Source organism: Pauljensenia sp. UMB3104 (genome assembly GCF_030217285.1).
Lineage (GTDB): Bacteria > Actinomycetota > Actinomycetes > Actinomycetales > Actinomycetaceae > Pauljensenia.
Genome location: NZ_JASONN010000008.1, coordinates 76,525 through 93,867 on the forward strand (window position 1 = coordinate 76,525; position 17,343 = coordinate 93,867).

The 17,343-nt window shown below is 66.8% G+C and carries 11 protein-coding genes; 2 read left to right on the plus strand and 9 right to left on the minus strand.

The window, feature by feature from the left end; all coding sequences use genetic code 11:
- Positions 1–26 precede the first annotated feature (26 nt).
- The 3 genes from QP415_RS05905 to QP415_RS05915 all read right to left on the minus strand — a co-directional run bounded on the left by QP415_RS05905 (position 27) and on the right by QP415_RS05915 (position 4,282).
- Positions 27–1,421 (minus strand): S1C family serine protease, encoded by a 1,395-nt coding sequence (locus tag QP415_RS05905; protein ID WP_285099337.1) that lies wholly within the window; start codon positions 1,419–1,421, stop codon positions 27–29.
- Between the two features lie 125 nt (positions 1,422–1,546).
- Positions 1,547–3,214: a 2-succinyl-5-enolpyruvyl-6-hydroxy-3-cyclohexene-1-carboxylic-acid synthase gene (menD, locus tag QP415_RS05910; protein ID WP_285099339.1), complete on the minus strand. Its 1,668-nt coding sequence runs from the start codon at positions 3,212–3,214 to the stop codon at positions 1,547–1,549.
- A 9-nt stretch (positions 3,215–3,223) separates the two neighbouring features.
- Entirely contained in the window at positions 3,224–4,282 is a 1,059-nt protein-coding gene (locus QP415_RS05915; protein WP_016461010.1) for an o-succinylbenzoate synthase, read from the minus strand.
- 357 nt (positions 4,283–4,639) lie between these two features.
- On the opposite strand from QP415_RS05915, the gene QP415_RS05920 reads away from it, so the two are divergent.
- On the plus strand, positions 4,640–5,620 hold the full coding sequence (locus tag QP415_RS05920; RefSeq protein WP_048675947.1) for a 1,4-dihydroxy-2-naphthoyl-CoA synthase: 981 nt from the start codon (positions 4,640–4,642) through the stop codon (positions 5,618–5,620).
- A gap of 4 nt (positions 5,621–5,624) precedes the next feature.
- On the opposite strand, the gene QP415_RS05925 is transcribed toward QP415_RS05920, so the two are convergent.
- From QP415_RS05925 to QP415_RS05950, 6 genes are all read right to left on the minus strand, one after another.
- Positions 5,625–8,180: a glycoside hydrolase family 66 protein gene (locus tag QP415_RS05925; RefSeq protein WP_285099342.1), complete on the minus strand. Its 2,556-nt coding sequence runs from the start codon at positions 8,178–8,180 to the stop codon at positions 5,625–5,627.
- A gap of 189 nt (positions 8,181–8,369) precedes the next feature.
- Positions 8,370–10,103: an alpha-glucosidase gene (locus QP415_RS05930; protein ID WP_285099344.1), complete on the minus strand. Its 1,734-nt coding sequence runs from the start codon at positions 10,101–10,103 to the stop codon at positions 8,370–8,372.
- Positions 10,090–11,661 (minus strand): glycoside hydrolase family 66 protein, encoded by a 1,572-nt coding sequence (locus tag QP415_RS05935; protein ID WP_285099346.1) that lies wholly within the window; start codon positions 11,659–11,661, stop codon positions 10,090–10,092. Before QP415_RS05935 ends, QP415_RS05930 begins: the two co-directional genes overlap by 14 nt.
- Positions 11,658–12,503 carry a carbohydrate ABC transporter permease gene (locus tag QP415_RS05940; RefSeq protein ID WP_048675936.1) on the minus strand — a complete coding sequence of 282 codons (846 nt, stop codon included), beginning with the start codon at positions 12,501–12,503 and terminating at the stop codon, positions 11,658–11,660. The genes QP415_RS05935 and QP415_RS05940 overlap by 4 nt, the downstream gene beginning before the upstream one ends.
- Entirely contained in the window at positions 12,500–13,435 is a 936-nt protein-coding gene (locus tag QP415_RS05945; protein ID WP_016461004.1) for a carbohydrate ABC transporter permease, read from the minus strand. Before QP415_RS05945 ends, QP415_RS05940 begins: the two co-directional genes overlap by 4 nt.
- Before the next feature lie 69 nt (positions 13,436–13,504).
- On the minus strand, positions 13,505–14,809 hold the full coding sequence (locus QP415_RS05950; protein WP_016461003.1) for an extracellular solute-binding protein: 1,305 nt from the start codon (positions 14,807–14,809) through the stop codon (positions 13,505–13,507).
- Positions 14,810–14,947: 138 nt separating this feature from the next.
- Between QP415_RS05950 and QP415_RS05955 the strand changes: the two genes are divergently transcribed.
- Positions 14,948–16,078, plus strand: a complete 1,131-nt coding sequence (locus QP415_RS05955) for an ROK family transcriptional regulator (RefSeq protein WP_285099350.1) — start codon at positions 14,948–14,950, stop codon at positions 16,076–16,078.
- The last annotated feature ends 1,265 nt before the right edge of the window (positions 16,079–17,343 follow it).

Here is a 17,343-nt window from a genome sequence, read left to right on the forward strand (position 1 = left end):
CGCAACGCGCACGCGACGCACGCAGCTCACTGGATCCGCACGGACACGTCCTGCGTGGCGCCGTCGCGCACGATCGTCATGGCGACGGTGTCGCCAGCCTTGTAGCGGCGCACGTAGCCGATGAGCTGCTTGGGGCTGGTCACTTCCTGACCTTCGACCTTGACGATGACGTCGCCGGAGCGAATGCCCGCAGCGGATGCACCGGAACCTGCGGAGACCTCCTGAACCTCGGCGCCGACGTAGGTGTCGGAGCCGACGGTCGTCGTCGCGGCCTTGACGGTCACGCCGAGCATGCCGTGGGACGCCGAGCCGGTGGCGATCAGCTGATCAGCAACAGAGACGACCAGGTCGGAGGGGATCGCGAAGCCCAGGCCGATTGAGCCGGCCTGCCCGTCGGACGAGGTGGCGAGTGACTTGATCGAGGAGTTAATGCCGATAACCGCGCCGGTCGCGTCGAAGAGCGGGCCGCCCGAGTTGCCGGGGTTGATGGAGGCGTCGATCTGGATTGCGTTCGTCACCACGAGGTCCGAAGACGCCTGGGTGCTGTTCTGCGACGAGCTGTCCTCGTCCATGGAGACCTCGACGGGACGGTTGAGGGCCGAGACGATGCCGGTCGTCACGGTGTTCGACAGGCCCAGCGGCGCGCCGATCGCCATGACGGGGGCGCCGACCTTGAGGTTCGCCGACGTCGCAAAGCGCGCGACAGTCAGGTCCGTGGGCGGGTTCTCCAGGCGGATGACGGCCAGGTCGGTGGTCTTGTCGTGGCCGACGATCGACGCGGAGTAGAGTCGCCCGTCCGCGAGGGTCACCTGGATCTGGCCGCCGCCCAGGACGGAGGAGATGACGTGGTAGTTCGTGACGATGTCTCCCTGCGCGTCGTAGATGACGCCCGAACCGGTACCACCCGACGAAGCGCCCTGGGTCTGGATCGTGACGACGGCGGGCGATACGGCGGAGGCGACGTCCGTCCAGTCCGTCCCGGAGCTGTTCGACGCGGGCACGGCCGTGACAGTTCCCCCGTTGAGGTTGGTCGGCGTGGAGGCGCGCAGCATGGCCGGGCGCGCGAAGAACACGGCGCCGAGGGTCAGGCCGATCGTCACGAGCATCGCGCAGATGAGGGCGACCCAACCCGGCCCCTTCTTCGTGACGACGACCGTCGGGGCGACAGCCGCCTCGGGCGAGGTCGGGGTCGCGTATCCGCCGTAGGGTTCGCCCGTGGGGGCGGAGTATGCGCCGCCAGCCGCGGGGACTTCCTCGGCGGAGGGGGTGGGCATCTCGCGCGTGGCGTCCTGCGCGGGCGGCAGTTCCTGGGTGGTCGAGTGGTCCTGAGCCGTCGCACGCTGCGGATAGGTGGGGGCCGAGGCCGTGACCGCATCGCGCGACGAGTCGGCGTCGGGGGCCGGAATCTGAGACTCGTTCATGGTTTCCTCTGGTGTCAGTTCGTTATCTGTCCACCAGTATGAGTCGCTTCCTCAAAGGGCCACTGAATGCGTCCTGTAAGTTTCCTGAAAACCGCTGCTCTCACAGCGAACGCGTCCCACGATGGTCAGTTGAGGATGTCCCGTATGGCGCCGTACAGGTGCGCGCCGCGCTCGACGGGGACGTGGACGAGGCGGGGGCCGGCCTGCGGGGTCTCCAGCACGCGGGCGAGCTGCGCGGGATTGTCGACGCGGGCGAAGGCCAGGCGGTATGCGGCCGCGAGCGCCTCGTAGTCGACGTCCTGCGCGACGCCGAACCACCGGTCGTAGGCCTCGGGGGTGGTGGCGCGCCCGTGTTCGAGGGTGGCGAAGATGCCGCCGCCGCGGTCGTCGGCGACGATGATGTCGAGGTGTGCCCGTGCGGCCACTGCCAGGGCCAGGGAGGACGCGTCGTGGCAGGCCGTCAGGTCACCCATGACGGCGGTGACGCGCTGGCCAGCAGGGACCGTGGTCTCGCCCCCGTATCCGGCGCCCACGGCGATACCGACGGCGGTCGCGATGGTGCCGTCGATGCCGGCCTGCCCACGGTTGGAGTGGACGACGCGGCCTTCCAGCGTGGGGACGGCCAGGTCGAAGGCGCGCACGGGGTTGGAGGCGCCGAGGACGAGGGGCCCGCTCGTGGAGGCGGCGACGGCTCGCGCGAGGTCGAGCGTCGTGCGCCCGGAACCAGCGGCGAGCAGGGAATCGATGCGCTCACCTGCGTCGCGGGCGGCGTCGCGTACGCGGGATGCCCACTCGGCCTGCGCGGCGCGAATCGGCTCGCGCGCGTGTTCCAGGTCGGCCACCACGACCGAGGCGTTGCCGGAGATATCCACCCACGGGGCGTGCGGGTCGACGAGGATGACGCGTACGTCGGGGCGCGCGAGGAGGGCGTGGATGGGGCGAGACAGCGTCGGGCGGCCCGTGACGACGACGGTATCGGCCTCCCGTCCCAGCGACGAAGCGACGAGTGACTGCTCGAAGGGGGTCACGCCCCCGTCTGCCCACGCGCCCGAGGCCGGTTCGGCAAGGAGCGGGAATCCCGAGGCGCGCGACCATTCGAGGGCACGAGGCGAAGCCCCCTCACCCGCGACGATCAGCCCCGCGGTGGCAGGACCGACCACGTCCTCCCAGCGCGCGCTCACGGGGGAGGCGGCGAGCACCCGGGTCGGGCGAGGGACGAAGGAAGCCCCGGCCTCGTCCCCGGAAGCCGCTGGGGACGCGGGCGAAACGGGCGTGAGCGGGTCGCGGAAGGCGACGTTGATCTGGACGGGCCCGGGGGTGCCCGTGGGTGCGCCGCACGCGGCGGCGACGCAGCGCGTCAGGTGTCCGACGAGCGTCGTCGAGGCCTCCTGAGGTTCCAGGTCCACCTGCGCGCGCACGTGGGTGCCGAAGAGCCGCGACTGGTCGGTCGCCTGGGACGCGCCGACGCCTCGCAGCTCGCCGGGGCGGTCGGCGCTCACAACCAGGAGCGGCAGGCGCGCGTGGGAGGCCTCGAGAACGGCGGGTGCCAGCTCTGCGACGGCTGTCCCCGAGGTGACGACGATCGCGGGCAGGGCTCCGGTGCGGGCCAAGCCGACGGCCATGAACCCGGCGCCGCGCTCATCCAGGACGGCGCGCGCGTCGCCGCTAAACGCGCCTGCCTCGAGCGCGTAGGCGAAGGGGGCGCTGCGCGATCCGGGGCAGTACAGAACGTGCGTGAGGCCCAGGGCGTCCAGGGACGCGAGGATGGCGCTGGCGGTATCGACGGAGGGCATAGGCCCAGCCTACCGGCCCCCAGCCCCCAGATGCTCGGCCATTCCCTCCAGGCGCATGCCCCAGCGGGAGACGAGATCGCCATCGACCGGCGTGCGGTCGATGAGTTCCTGGTCGGGTTCGCGCCGCCCCACGGGCAGGCGTCCGCGCTCGGGAATCAGGGGCTCGGTCACGTCCCCCACCAGCAGCGAGGCCGTGGCCAGGCCGGCCGCCCGGGGCACGCCGGGCACTGCGGCGGCCGCGGCGACGCCGACCGACAGGCCGACGGAGGTCTCGAGGGCCGAGGAGACGACGACCCCGAGCCCGCTCTTGCGAGCCACCTTCAGTGCTGCACGCACGCCTCCGAGAGGCGCCACCTTGATGATGACCACGTCGGCGGCTTCTTTGCGGGCCACCTCAAGCGGGTCTTCGGCTCGGCGGATCGACTCGTCCGCAGCGATGGGAACGTCCACCGAGCGGCGCACCTGCGCCAGCTCATCGACGGTCAGGCAAGGCTGCTCGACATACTCAATGGGAACCACGCCCGCGGCGGCAGCCATCGCGGGGATCGCGGCGCGAGCCTCGTCGACCTCCCACGCGCCGTTAGCGTCGAGGCGAATCATCGCCTGCCCGCCGACCGTCTCACGCAGGGCGTCGGCGACGGCGGCGATGCGCGCGCAGTCGCGGCTCAGGCTCACGCCGGGTTCAGCGACCTTGATCTTCGCGGTCGCGCATCCACCCGAGGCCTTCACTCGCTCGTAGGCCTCTTCGGGGGAAATGACGGGGATCGTCACGTTGACGGGCACGAACTTGCGCCGAGGCACGGGCGGGAATCGGCGGGCAGACTCGAGCGCGGCCGCCAGCCAACGGGACGACTCAGCGTCGTCGTAGTTCCAGAAGGGCGCGGCCTCTCCCCAGCCGGCATGGCCGTGCAGAAGAAGACCCTCGCGGCGCGTCACCCCGCGGAAACGCGTCGTCATCGCTACCTTGTACACCAATATGTCGTCGACGCCCTCGAGGGCGTAACGCGCTTGGCGGCTCAATGTGCGCATCGGAATGCGCATGAGCGTTGGTTGCGGCGCTGCATTCATGAGGAGCCTCCTTACTTACCGGTAATATTATCGCGCAACCTTGGCTTCGCAACAACTCGATCACGCTGAAACTTGTATGCGATTGTGCAGTAAGCGCCCCAAAGTGACAGACTCCCTGACAGAGCAGAACGCCTGGCAAATATACGAGTATTTCACGACACACGCATCAGTGACTAGTTATCTCACCATGCGCGAACACGAGAACATCCTTTGTTCCGATTGGTTAGGTTGCACACGCCCACCGCATCGGAGGGCATGGCTACCCCTTCAGTAGGGGCCGTCAGCTGGGCCCGTCGAGCCCCCTCCCGCACGCACGCGCACCGCACCGCCAGTGCCTCGTCGATTAGAATCCGAGGCATGAGTGCACTCCCCTTCGTCTCCGACACCTTCGATCCGACGCGTTGGCGCGAGGTCGAGGGCTTCGACTTCGCCGACATCACCTACCACCGCGGCATCTCGCGCGGCGCCGAGGTGGACGGCCGCCCCGAGGGCGCCGACATGCCGGTCGTGCGCATCGCCTTTGACCGCCCCGACATCCGCAACGCCTTCCGCCCCGGCACGGTCGACGAGCTGTACCGCGCGCTCGACCACGCCCGCCAGACCTCATCGGTCGCGGCCGTGATCCTGACGGGTAACGGTCCGTCGGCGCGCGACGGCGGATACTCGTTCTGCTCGGGCGGCGACCAGAGGGTCCGAGGCCGCGACGGCTACCGCTACGAGGTTGAGGGCGCGGACCCGGAGGCGGCCACCGCGCAGCGCCGCGAGCAGATCGACCCCGCGCGCGCCGGACGCCTGCATATCCTCGAGGTTCAGCGCCTGATCCGCACGATGCCGAAGGTCGTCATCGCGGCTGTTCCCGGCTGGGCAGCTGGCGGCGGACACTCCCTCAACGTGGTCGCAGACCTGTCGGTCGCCTCCATCGAGCACGCGGCCTTCATGCAGACGGACGCGAACGTCGGCTCCTTCGATGCCGGATACGGCTCGGCGCTGCTGGCCCGCCAGGCGGGCGATAAGCGGGCGCGCGAGATTTTCTTCCTCGCCGAGCGCTACGACGCTGAAACTGCTGAGCGCTGGGGCGTCATCAACCGCGCCGTCCCCCACGCGCAGCTGGAGGAGACGGCCCTGGAGTGGGCCGCGACCATCGCGACGAAGTCCCCGCAGGCCATCCGCATGCTGAAGTTCGCCTTCAACCTGGCCGACGACGGGCTGGCCGGTCAGCAGGTCTTCGCCGGCGAGGCCACGCGCATGGCGTACATGACGGCCGAAGCACAGGAGGGGCGCGACGCCTTCCTCGAGCATCGCGCCCCCCGCTGGGAGGATTACCCCTACTACTACTGAGTCGCTACTGCGGTTTGCTCCACTTCTGGGATGCGCCGCCGTGGCAATCCCAGACCGTCAGGCGGTTGCCGTTCGTGTAGTGGTCGCCGTCCAGCGTCAGGCACTTGCCTGAGTGCGGGTTGTAGTACTGGTTGCGCGGCGTGTAGTACCAGGTTTGGGAGGGCGCGCCGTTGCAGTCCCAGAGGTGGGTGTAGGTCCCGTTCTCGGTGCCCTGGTATTCGAGGTCGACGCACTTGCCCATGACGGAGAGCGTGTTGCCGTCGTAGGTGACGCGCTGGGCGGGAACCGAGGCGCAGTCGTAGAGCTGGATGGGCGTCCCGTTGGCGGATGCTCCCTCTCGAACGTCCATGCACTTTTGCCCCTGGTTCACGACGTTGCCGTTGCCGACCGTGTTCTGTCCCATGTAGAGCACGTCCCAGGCGTGGAGGTTGTCGACGTCGATATCGACGTAGTTGCCCGTCTCGTCGGTGCCGAGCCGCGAGGGCAGGGCGACGGCTCGCGTCCCGCGCTCGGTATCCGGGGTGACCTTGTAGACGGTGCCCGGCGTGGGCGAGTCACCGTAGTGGTAGCGCACGGTGAAGGACCCCGTGTCGCTCACCGCATTGCCGGGGTCGCGCCAGAATTCGTCGTTGCCCAGCAGGTTGATCAGGTGGATGACATCCATCCCGCCCGAGCGCATGACGCGTGCGTAGATCGTGTTTTTCAGGCCGTTGCGCGACACGTTGTATCCGGGGATCTCCACGATCGAGTCGTCGAGGGGACGCAGGGTCGGCCCGTAGAACAGCTCCTCGTAGCCGGTGGTGACGTCGTAGTAGCGGGTGATCCACTGCGTCAGTTCCTCGTCCATCCACTTGGTGCGATCCGGGAAGTAGGCGGCGGCGATCATGCGGTCGCCCTGCCCCATCTCGATGTGGCTGGCGCCGTTGGCCGCGAGCGCCGCATCGAAGAGCTGGACGGAGGGAGTGGAGAAGGAGTTGATGTGCAGCTCGTCGAGGTTGATGTACCCGTAGTCGCCCTCGTCGACGCTGATCGTGACGGTGTGGTCGCCCTGGGTGAGATACGCCCAGGTGCCTCCCTCGATGTTCCAGTGGTCCCAGTCCTGCGTGAGGCCAAGAAGGACGTTTCGCGAGACGACGCGCCCGTCGACGGAGAAGGTTCGCGCTGCCATGTCTCCCGTGGCGTTGGACCATCGGGGGACGAGGCCGTAGTTGCGCGAGGCGTCCACGTGGACGCGGAAGGTCACGGAGTCTCCGCGCTCACCGAAGTGGTCGATGAATCCCGTCCCTGAGTAATCGCGGTGATCGGTGGCCACCTGCACGCCCGTGCGCGTTGCGGTCGAGGCTTCGGCCTCGTACCCGGGGCCGTTGTTCCACTTGTTGTTGACGTATCCGGCGACGACGGCGGGCTTGTTCCCCGACAGGATGCGCTGTTGCTGGAGGTAGTTTTGCACTTCCTCGTAGCGTTCGTGGGAGTCCCACATTTCCGTGTACTCGTAGGTCGCTGCCCCTGCGGCCATGTGGTCCATACCGAAGCCGTCCACCGCGTTCATTCCGACGGGTTTCCCGGTGGCGTCAGCCGTCTGATCGATGAGCGTGCCGAAGGCTTTGGGCAGATCGACCGGTACGCCTCCGGTTGTCGCCATGCCTCCCTGGTGATCCTCGCTGTGGCCCCAGTCGCCAAGCTGGTCGAGGTGGGTTCCGTCGAACCCGATGTCTTCGCTCTGGTGGACGTACTGGGAGACGATGTGCGAGCGCCACGCCGGGTTGGATGGGTCCATGATCCACAGGGTGGAGTCCGGACGGTTCGCCAGCATTTCGAAGGACCAAGGACTGCCACTCGAGCGGTAGGTCAGTCGCCAGTCGGGACTCACCCCGTAGGATTCGTAGCCGTTGAGCGCGGCGTAGCTCATGGAGTACGGGTAGGCCTCGACGGAACGCCACTGGGCGGCATGAATGAGGCCCGTAATGGTGTCTCGCGACATTTTCTCCCCGCCCCACGAGGACCAGGTGGGGGCGACGCCGTTTCCGTCGTAGGGAACCGGTGCCTCGTGGCGGTACATCCAGTCGTAGAACTGCAGGGCGTTGATGTGGTACTTCTGGGCGAGGTCGTCGACGGCCCTCTGCTGGTCCGCCCCGCTCATGCCCTCGGGGTAGGAGTCCAGGAATCCGAAGCGCAGGTAGCGATACGGGTCGGAGGACACGTCCAGCGCAGTCTCGCCCTGCGCGCCGTTGTCCGAGTCGGCTTCGATGACGTAGCCGGTGTAGTCGCGGTCGGGGGCGCTGAACTCCCAGGATGCGCGCCCGTATCCGTCGACGGGCCGATCGTCCGAGGCCATGACCTGTTCACCCAGGTGCATGAGGCGGAATCGAACGTGGGAGGCGCCGGTGACCTGGGCGGTCACGTCGACGCTCTGGTTAGGCAGGTATCGGGCGTTTTCTGTCCAGACGCGTGTGATCTGCGCCTGGGCGTGCGCCGGCGTCACCATCCCGATGATTCCGGCAGCGGTCGCCGCTGCCGTCGCGACGATCGCTATTTTCGCGGGTAATACTCGCGATTTCATGGTGTGTTCCTTTTCAAGACATCGTTGTCTGCCCCGCGCGTGGGTCGGGCGAGGACGGAGCACAAATGGCCTCCGTCGAGCGCGCGTGCTGCGTGCGCGCGTCGAGGCGTCGTCTCCTTCGTCGGTGACGAGGCCTATGAAGACCCCCGGGGCCATCGGTGCCGGCCCCGGGGGAATCGTCATGTGGAGTTAGCGCATGTAGACTCGGGCCTCCCATTCTCCGAGGCTCTCCGGGATACCCCGGTCCTCCTCGGGCAGGTCTCGGTTGGATAGGAGGAGCTCTCCGGTGATCTCACGCGCCGCCTCGCCGAGGGAGGCGGGCTGGGAGGAGAGGTTGACGAGGACCGTTGCCACGGCCTCGCCGAGGGTGCGGCGATAGGCGAAAATCGCGGGCGAGGGAGTGTCGATGCGCTCGAACGCACCGGCCGCGATGACGGGGAGCCCGTGTCGGATGTCCGCGAGCGCGCGGTAGTAGGCGTACACGGAAGACGGGTCGCCGACCTGGGAGGCGGCGTTGATCTCCCGATAGTTGGGGGTGACGCCGATCCAGGGGGTGCCCTGTGTGAAGCCGGCGTTCTCGCTCGCGTCCCACTGGACCGGGGTGCGCGCGTTGTCGCGGCCGGTGAAGGCCAGCCCCTTCAGGACCGACTCGGGGCTCTCCCCCGCCTCCACCGCCTCGCGGTAGTAGCGCAGCGCCTCGACATCGCGATAGTCCTCGATGCCACCGAAGACGCTGTTGGTCATGCCGAGCTCCTCGCCCTGGTACACGTAGGGCGTACCGCGCAGCATGTGCAGGGCGGTGGCCAGGGCCGTTGCCGACTCGTAGCGGCGCGATTCGTCGCCGAAGCGACTGACGGCGCGCGGCTGGTCGTGATTGTCCAGGTAGAGGCTGTTCCAGCCGACCTCACCCTGGGCCTCCTGCCAGGCGCTCAAGCAGTCGGCGAGCTCGCCGGGGCGCAGCGGGCGCGGGTGGAACTTCCCCGCTTCGAGGCCGAGGTCGACGTGGTCGAACTGGAACACCATGTCGAGCTCGCGCCGCGCCGGGTCCGTGAACAGCAGGACGTTGTCGCGGCGCACGCCCGGGCACTCGCCAACCGTCATCGTGCCGCTGCGGCCATCGAAGACCTCGCGGCGCATTTGCGCGAGATATTCGTGCAGGTGGGGACCCTCGGAAAAGTGCGGGAAGCCCTCGCCCCACGCGCGCCCGGGGTAGACGACGCCGTCGGGCAGGCCCGGATCCTTCGAGATCAGGTTGATGACGTCCATGCGGAAACCGTCGACACCGCGGTCGAGCCACCAGTTCATCATCTCGTAGACGGCCGCGCGAACCTGCGGGTTCTCCCAGTTCAGGTCAGGCTGCTTCTTGTGGAACAGATGCAGGTAGTACTGTCCCGTGGCCTCGTCCCACGCCCAGGCCGAGCCGGAGAAGAAGGACCCCCAGTTGTTGGGCTCAGCCCCGGCCTCGCCGCCCACGCACCCGGGGCGGGGATCGCGCCAGATGTACCAGTCGCGCTTCGGGTTATCCCGCGAGGACCGCGACTCGACGAACCACGGGTTCTCGTCGGAGGAGTGGTTGACGACCAGGTCCATGACGAGGCGCATGCCCCGCTCGTGGACGCTCTCCAGCAGGCGGTCGAAGTCCGACAGGGTGCCGAACATCGGGTCGATGTCGTAGTAGTCGGCGATGTCGTAGCCGTTGTCGGCCTGCGGGGAGGCGTAGATCGGCGAGAGCCACAGGACGTCCACGCCGAGGGCCTGCAGGTAGTCGAGTTTTGAGCGGATCCCCTCGAGATCGCCGAAGCCGTCACCGTTCGAATCCTTGAAGGAGCGCGGATAGATCTGGTAGACGACCGCGCCCTTCCACCACTCGTCGGCCCCCAGGCCGTTGCCGCGGGGGTGTAGCGCATCGTTACAGAAGAACATGGAGCACCTGCCATACGTTGAGGTCGGGGAGGGAAACAACGGCCTGGCCGTCGACGATTCGCACGTCCAGCGGGATGAGCGTCGAGCCCGCGTCGGGATCCGCTGCCGACACGCGCGGCACACGCCCGAACAGGGGTTTCAGACGCAGCGTACCGCCTCGCAGCGCGATCGCCGGGCGGTGGGGACCGTCCCACACCGTGTCGGACTGGCCCACCAGGTTGATGAGGTGGACAACGAGGGCATCCCCCGCGCGGGTGACGCGCCGCCACACGCACCCGGGGGCGGCCTCCCAGCACACGGGGGCCTCGTCGAAGGACACGTCGATGTCCGCGTTGTATGCACCCACGTACGAGGCCGTCACGTCGACGATGCTCGGGTCCACGAGGATCTCGTCGTTTTCGACGAGGAAGTCGTACCAGCTGGCGAGCATGTCGAGGGTCTCGTCCTCGGCGGGCATGTTGCGCACGTAGTACGGGTCGACGAGGAGGTGGCCGTCCTCTCCGGCGAGGAGCTGGGTGGCGCCGTGCGAGAAGAGCGTCGCCATCGTGAGCCGCGTGGACGCGTCGCCCACGTCGCGGGCGGCCTTGTCGTAGATGGACTGGTAGGCCGCCAGGACGACCGGCTTCCCGCCCCCGACGAGGCGGGCCCTCGTCGCCACGCGAGCCAGAGCCTCGTACGTGGTGACAGGTTCCCAGGGCTCGATGTAGACCGCGTCCTGCGGGGCGCTCGGCGAAGACCAGGTCGGGAAGTCGTTGACGTTGTTGAACACGAGGGTCGCGCCGGGCACCGCCTCGCGCACGCCTCGGATGAGGGTGTCGAAGGAGGAGGCGACGTCGACGATCTCCCCGTCGGGGCGGACGGCCGCCTTCGGGTAGCCGTACTGGTCGAGATGGAAGCCGTCGAAGCCGACCTCGCGCGCGGCTGCCGCAACGTCTGCCGCGAAGTGGGCGAGCCAGCGCGGGTGCGCGGGATCGACGATGCGCAGGAAGTCGGCGAGCGAGTACGGCTCCCCCACTGGATCCAGCAGGGCCGTATCCTCCCACTGCTCCCATTCGTCATTGCCGACGCCATACACGGCCGCGTAGCCAATCGACCGCGTGCCCACCGCCCGCAGCGCCTCGATGAGGGCGCGCACGGTCGCGAGCGAAATCGGCTGATCGAGGGCGTCGAGGTACTCCTCTCCCCCACCCAGAAGGTCCGCGTGCCGATACGCCCAGTCGTAGAACTGAATCCCGGTCAGGTGCAGGCGACGCGCGAAACGGGCCACGGCCCGGGCGTCCTTTCCCGGACGAAAGGACGCGACGAAACCGTAGCGCAGTCGGTCCGACGCCGACGCGCACACCTGCACGGCACTGGACGCACCCGTCGACGGCTGGGCGACGCCGTACCCGCCGACGCTCAGTTCTCCCAGATCGACGAGGCCGGGGCGCTCGCACGGGACCTCGCGCACGACCTCGCCCAGGTGGGTGACGACGAGGTCGCCGGGATGGGAGGCCTCGACGCGGACGGCCTGCCCGGGCAGATAGACGGATTGGGTGGGGAGGAGCAAGGGAATCATCCTTTCACGGCTCCTGCGGTCAGGCCCGCGACGAAGTGACGTTGGAAAATCAGGTACACGACGATGACGGGGAGGATCGCGATCAGGGACGCGGCAAACACGAGCCCCCACTGGGTGGAGTTTTGCCCGTGGAACAGCTGAATAGCGATCGGGAGAGTGCGCTTCGTTTCCGTCGAAATGACCGTGAGGGCCCACGCGAACTCGTCCCAGGTGGCCAGGAAGGTGAAGATAACGGTCGTCGCGAGCGCCGGCCTAGCCAGCGGCATCGCGAGGCGCCAGTAGCGGGTCCACACGTTCGCCCCGTCGACCTCCATGGCCTCGTCGAGCTCGCGCGGGATCCCCTCGAAGAAACTGCGCAGCAGGAACGTGTTGAGCGCCAAGTTTCCCGACACGTAGAACAGCACGAGGGCCCACAGGTTATCGATGAGGTGCAGCTGCTTGGTGAGCACAAACTGCGGGATGATGAGCATCATCGAAGGAATCATGAGGCCGAGGAGGAGGGCCCGGAAAAACCACTCCTTGCCCGGGAAATCGAATCGCGCGAACGCGTAGGCCATCATCGAGGAGAGCCACACGGCGAGCACCGTCGACGTCACGGACACAAACGCCGAATTCAGGGCGTAGCGGGAAAAATCCTGCGTCGTCCACGCCTGCACGAAGTTGTCGACCGTGCCCGGGTCGGGAATGAACTTCGGGGGCGTCTCCAGCACGTAGGCCTGCGGCTTGAAGGCCGTCGACACCATGTAGGCGAAGGGCAGGATCATGACGATCGCACCGACCGTCAGGACGACGAAGCGCAGCGACGTTCCGGCGGCGTGCATCGTTTTGCGTGACGTGCTCATGCTCCCGCCCTTTCGTCGTCGCGGTTCAACACCTTGAGCTGAACAATCGAAATGATGAACACGAGGATCGTCAGGACGACCGCGATCGCCGAGCCGTACCCGAAGTTCAAGTCGGAGAACGCCAGACGATACATGTAGGTGAGCAGCACCTCGGTCTGGCCGTTGGGCCCACCCTTCGTCATGAGCAGCACCGACGTGAAGACGTTGAGTCCGCCGATCACCAGCATCACGATGACGAAGACGGTGGCCGGCCAGATCGCCGGCACGGTCACGGCCTTGAAGCGCTGCCACCAGTTCGCCCCATCGACGAGGGCAGCCTCCTCCAGCTCCTTGGGCACCCCCTGGAGGGCGGCGAGGAAGATCATCATCGACCAGCCGATGCCCTTCCACACCCCCAGCGCGCAGATCGCGATCATCGCCGTCCAACGGTTCGACAGCCACGACGTGTCCCCCGCGCCCAGGTGGGCGGTCCCCAGCATGTAGTTAATGAGCCCCTGGTCGGCGAACAGGTACTTGAAGAGCAGCGACACAACCACCCAGGACGTGACCACGGGCAGGTAGTAGAGCACCCGGAACAGGGGCTGGAGCGGCGCCTTCGAGCGCAGCAGCATCGCAACGGCGAGGCCGAGGATGATCTGCGGGGGCACCGTCAGCACCATGTAGATCCCAGAGTTACCCAGACCCGTCCAAAACGATGGGTCATGGAAGGCCTTCACGTAATTGTCCAGGCCCACAAAGTCCGAGTTCGAGCCCTTCACGATGTTCCAGTCGTAAAAGCTCATCTGCCCCGAACGCACCATGGGGTACAGGACGCACAGGGCGAACAGGATCATTCCCGGTGCCAAGAACAGGTAGGGGGCCACCGGGTTCCTCCGGGAGGAACGCCGACGCGCGCGAGGCGCCACGGCCTCGTCCGCGGTGGGGGTGCTCATGAGGAGTCCTTTCCCGGGCCCAGCCCCGCGCGCGTGGGGGCCGGGCCCGGTTGCAGGAGCGACGCCAGGTTACTTGGCGGCGCTCAGGAGCGGGTCAATCTGCTGCGCGGCCTTCGTCAGGGCTTCCTTGACGGTCACCTTGCCTTCGAAGGCGGGGGTCAGCTCGGTCTTGAGGATCTCGTCGACCTTCCCGGAATCGGGGATGGACAGGCGAGACTTCGCGGTCTTGAGCTGCTCGGAGAAGATCTTGGTACCCGGCGTCGCCTCGGCCTCCTCGGCCGCGTACTCGGCGACGACCGTCATCTGGCCGGCCTTGCTCATCGGCAGCTGGAACTCGCGCGACTGGGTGAACTCGAGGAACTTGTACGAGGCCTCGAGATTCTTGGTCTGCTCCGTGATGACGATAGACTCGCCGCCGACGACCGAGATCGATCCGCCCTCACCGGCGGGGACCTTAGAGTAGGTGGGCTTGAAGTCCGGGTAGGAGCCCGCCCAGATCTGGTCCATCCACGGGCCGTCGAGGATCGTCGCGTACTCGCCGTTCGGCATGCCGTCCTGCGTCTTGGTCGCGCCCTCGTTGCCGATGATCGCGTTGGGGATCTGCCCCTCCTTGTACAGGTCGACGAGGAACTGGACGCCGGCCACGGACTTATCGGAGTCCAGGTAGCCCGAGGCCTTCGTCTGGTCGGGGTCGGAAATGTCGCCGCCCGCGCTCCAGATCCACGGCATGATGTTCCACTGCGAGATGTCGCCGTCTGCGAACGCGTAGACCGACCCACCCGCGTCCTTGGCCTTGGTGGCGAGGTCCTTCAACTCGTCGAAGGTCTCGGGGGCCTTGTCGACGCCGAGCTTCGACAGGGCATCGGGGTTGGAGATGAGCACGCGCGTGTTCGTATCCAGGGGCAGGCCGTAGTGGTGGCCGTTGTACAGGGTCGTGCCCAGCAGGCCCGGATACACCTTGGCCGCGAGCGCGTCGTAGTTCGGCATGTTTCCGTCGAGTTGCTTGAGGACACCCAGCTTGGCGAACTGAGCGTTCCAACCGAGGTCGGTTCGGATCAGGTCGGGCAGCTCTCCGGCCGCGGCGCCGGTCGTGAGCTTCTGCTTGAGGCCGTCGTACGGCATGTCGACGTACTTGATGGTGATTCCGGGGTTCGCCTTCTCGAAGGCGGGGATGATTTCCTTCTCCAGCGCGTCCTTCTGGGCGCTGTTGGAGCCCGCGCCGTACGTGCCCCACAGGGTCAGTTCGACGGTCGAGGAGCCGGATCCGGAGTCGGAGGACGATGACTGGTCGGCAGTGTTACCGCCACAGGCTGCGAGCATCGAGGCCGCAGCGAAAAGGGTGACACCGACGGTGAGGAGACGCTTCTGCTTCATTGCACTGTGATCTTTCTCGTGATCGCGACCACCTTTGGCCGCTTGGAGGTAATTTCACCACGCAAAATTAGTCTTGTCAATACGCTAGGCAAATTTGAGATTCACGTGTAATCTTTTTTTCACCAGAAAGGAATGGTCATGACCTGGCAGCCCAAAGACGAGCTCGCTTCTGCGGTCGCGCTCGAAGTCCTCATCCACGGCCCGCTCGGCCGCGCTGAACTGGCCCGACGCCTCGGCCTGGCCCCCGCGACGCTCACACGCATCTCGACGGAGCTCATCGCCTCGGGCCTCCTCGCCGAGGTTCCCGAAGCGACCCAGCGCACCTCCGGCCGCCCGACTATCCCCCTCGACGTCGTCCCCTCCTCGCACTACTTCCTGGGCATCAAGCTGACGGATAGCGCGCTCGACGCCACCGTCATCGACCTGAAGGCGACTCCGCGCGACTCCTACCGAGTCCCCCTCGACTCCCTCACGCCCGTCCGCGTCGTCCGGGCGATCGCGGACCTGGCCCACCATGCCCGCTCGGCCTACCGCATTGACGCGATCGGCATCGCTGTCGGCGGCATCGTGAACGCCGACGGCACCGTCGAGTCGGCCCCCTTCCTCAAGTGGCATGACGTCCCGCTCGCTTCCCTCGTATCCGAGGCGACCCGCCTGCCCGCCTTCGTCGCAAACGACCTGTCCGCCTACACGCAGATTCAGCACTGGTTCGGGTCGGGCACCGGCCACTCTAATTTCGCCGTCATCACGGTCGGCGTGGGCGTGGGCTACGGGTGCGTCGCGAACGGGGCGCGCCTGGAGAACGAGGACTCGGGCATCGGCCTCGTCGGGCACTGGCCGTTGGACCCCCTGGGCCCCATCTGCTCCCAGGGGCACCGGGGTTGCGCCGAAGCCATGCTGACGACCCCGGCGATCTGCCGGGACGCGTCGGCCGCCGTCGGCCGCCGCCTCGAGTGGAGTGACGTCATCACCCTCGCTTCTGAGAAGCACCCCGCTGTCGAGGCAATTCTGGCGGCGTCGGGGCGTGCCCTCGGCAGGCTCATCGGCCTGGTGGCGTCGTTGACGGCGCCCGAGCTCGTGATCATCGGAGGCGAAGGCGTCGCTCTCGCATCCCTCAGCGGCGATGCCGTCCGAGAGGGCATCGGCGAAGTGCGCGACCCGCGAGCCACCTCGATTCGCGTCACCCTCTCCGACGGCTCCAACGAGGCCTGGTCTCGTGGTGCCGGCGTCATTGCGTTGCAGGGCTACATCGCGGCCCGAGCCGCGTAGCCGGCCTCCGTGCGGCGGGCCGCGTCGGCGGTCCCGCTAGGTCGCCCACGGTCTGCTACCTGTTGTCTGCTACCTTCTGCCTGCCGCCCCTGTCTGCCGCCTGTTGCCTTGGCCGACCGCTGTCTGCTACCTGCGGCCTTCCATCTGCTGCCCTAGTCGACCGCTGCCTTCCGTCTGCCGATCACTGTCTACCGTCTGTTGCCTGTTGCCTGCTGCCTTCCGTCTGCCGACCGCTGTCTGCCGCCTGTTGCCTGTTGCCTGCCGACTGTTGCCCGCCGCCTTGGCCGACCGCATCTGCCACCTGTTACCTGCCGCCTGTTGCCTTGGCCGACCGCCATCTGCCGCACCAGCCGAGCGCCGGACCAGCCCACCCGCAACTACACCCACGCTGCCACCGATTCGGCCCATCGACGCGACTATCGGCATCGCTCCGGCGCCCCTGAGCGACATGCCCCCACAATTTCGCATGCAATTCCCTGAGGACTCACACCCGCGACGACCCACAAACCGCAGAATTTCAACGATCTGAGTTCACATTTTGAAATACATTCAGGGGAATTGCATGCGAAATTTCTCCCCGCCTGATGAGAGGCGATCACAAGGACAGTGAAGGCACAGACAGACACTCATCACGAGTAGCCTCAGCTGTAGCTCCGGTATAAAACTCTCCCAACACACCCACACCAGCAGCCCAACCGGTACAAAACTCTCCCAACACACCCAGACCAGCAGCACAACCGGTACAAAACTCTCCCAACACGCCCAAAATTGCCCATTTCAGCCCGTTTTGCCCGAGCAGGGAGAACTTTGTACCGCTCGCACCACCACGCCCCCCAGCAGGGAGAACTTTCTACCGCACCCAGCGCCACCTCCGATACAAAACTCTCCCAACACGCCCAAAAAGGCCCATTTCAGCCCGTTTTGCCCGAGCAGGGAGAACTTTGTACCGCTCGCACCACCACGCCCCCCAGCAGGGAGAACTTTGTACCGCACCTAGCGCCAAACCCGGTACAAAACTCTCCCAGCACCCCCGTTCTACAGCGGTTCCGCGAAAAAGTTCGCCCAGCACACCCCACACCACAACAGAACCGCGAAAAAGTTCGCCCTGCACTCCTAAAAACGGCGTTTTTCGCCTCTTTCGCCCCTGCAGGGCGAATTTTTTCGCGCACAAGCAAGCAACAAGCCACACAGGGCGAATTTTTTCGCGCACAAGCAAGCAACAAGCCACACAGGGCGAATTTTTTCGCGCACAAGCAAGCAACAAG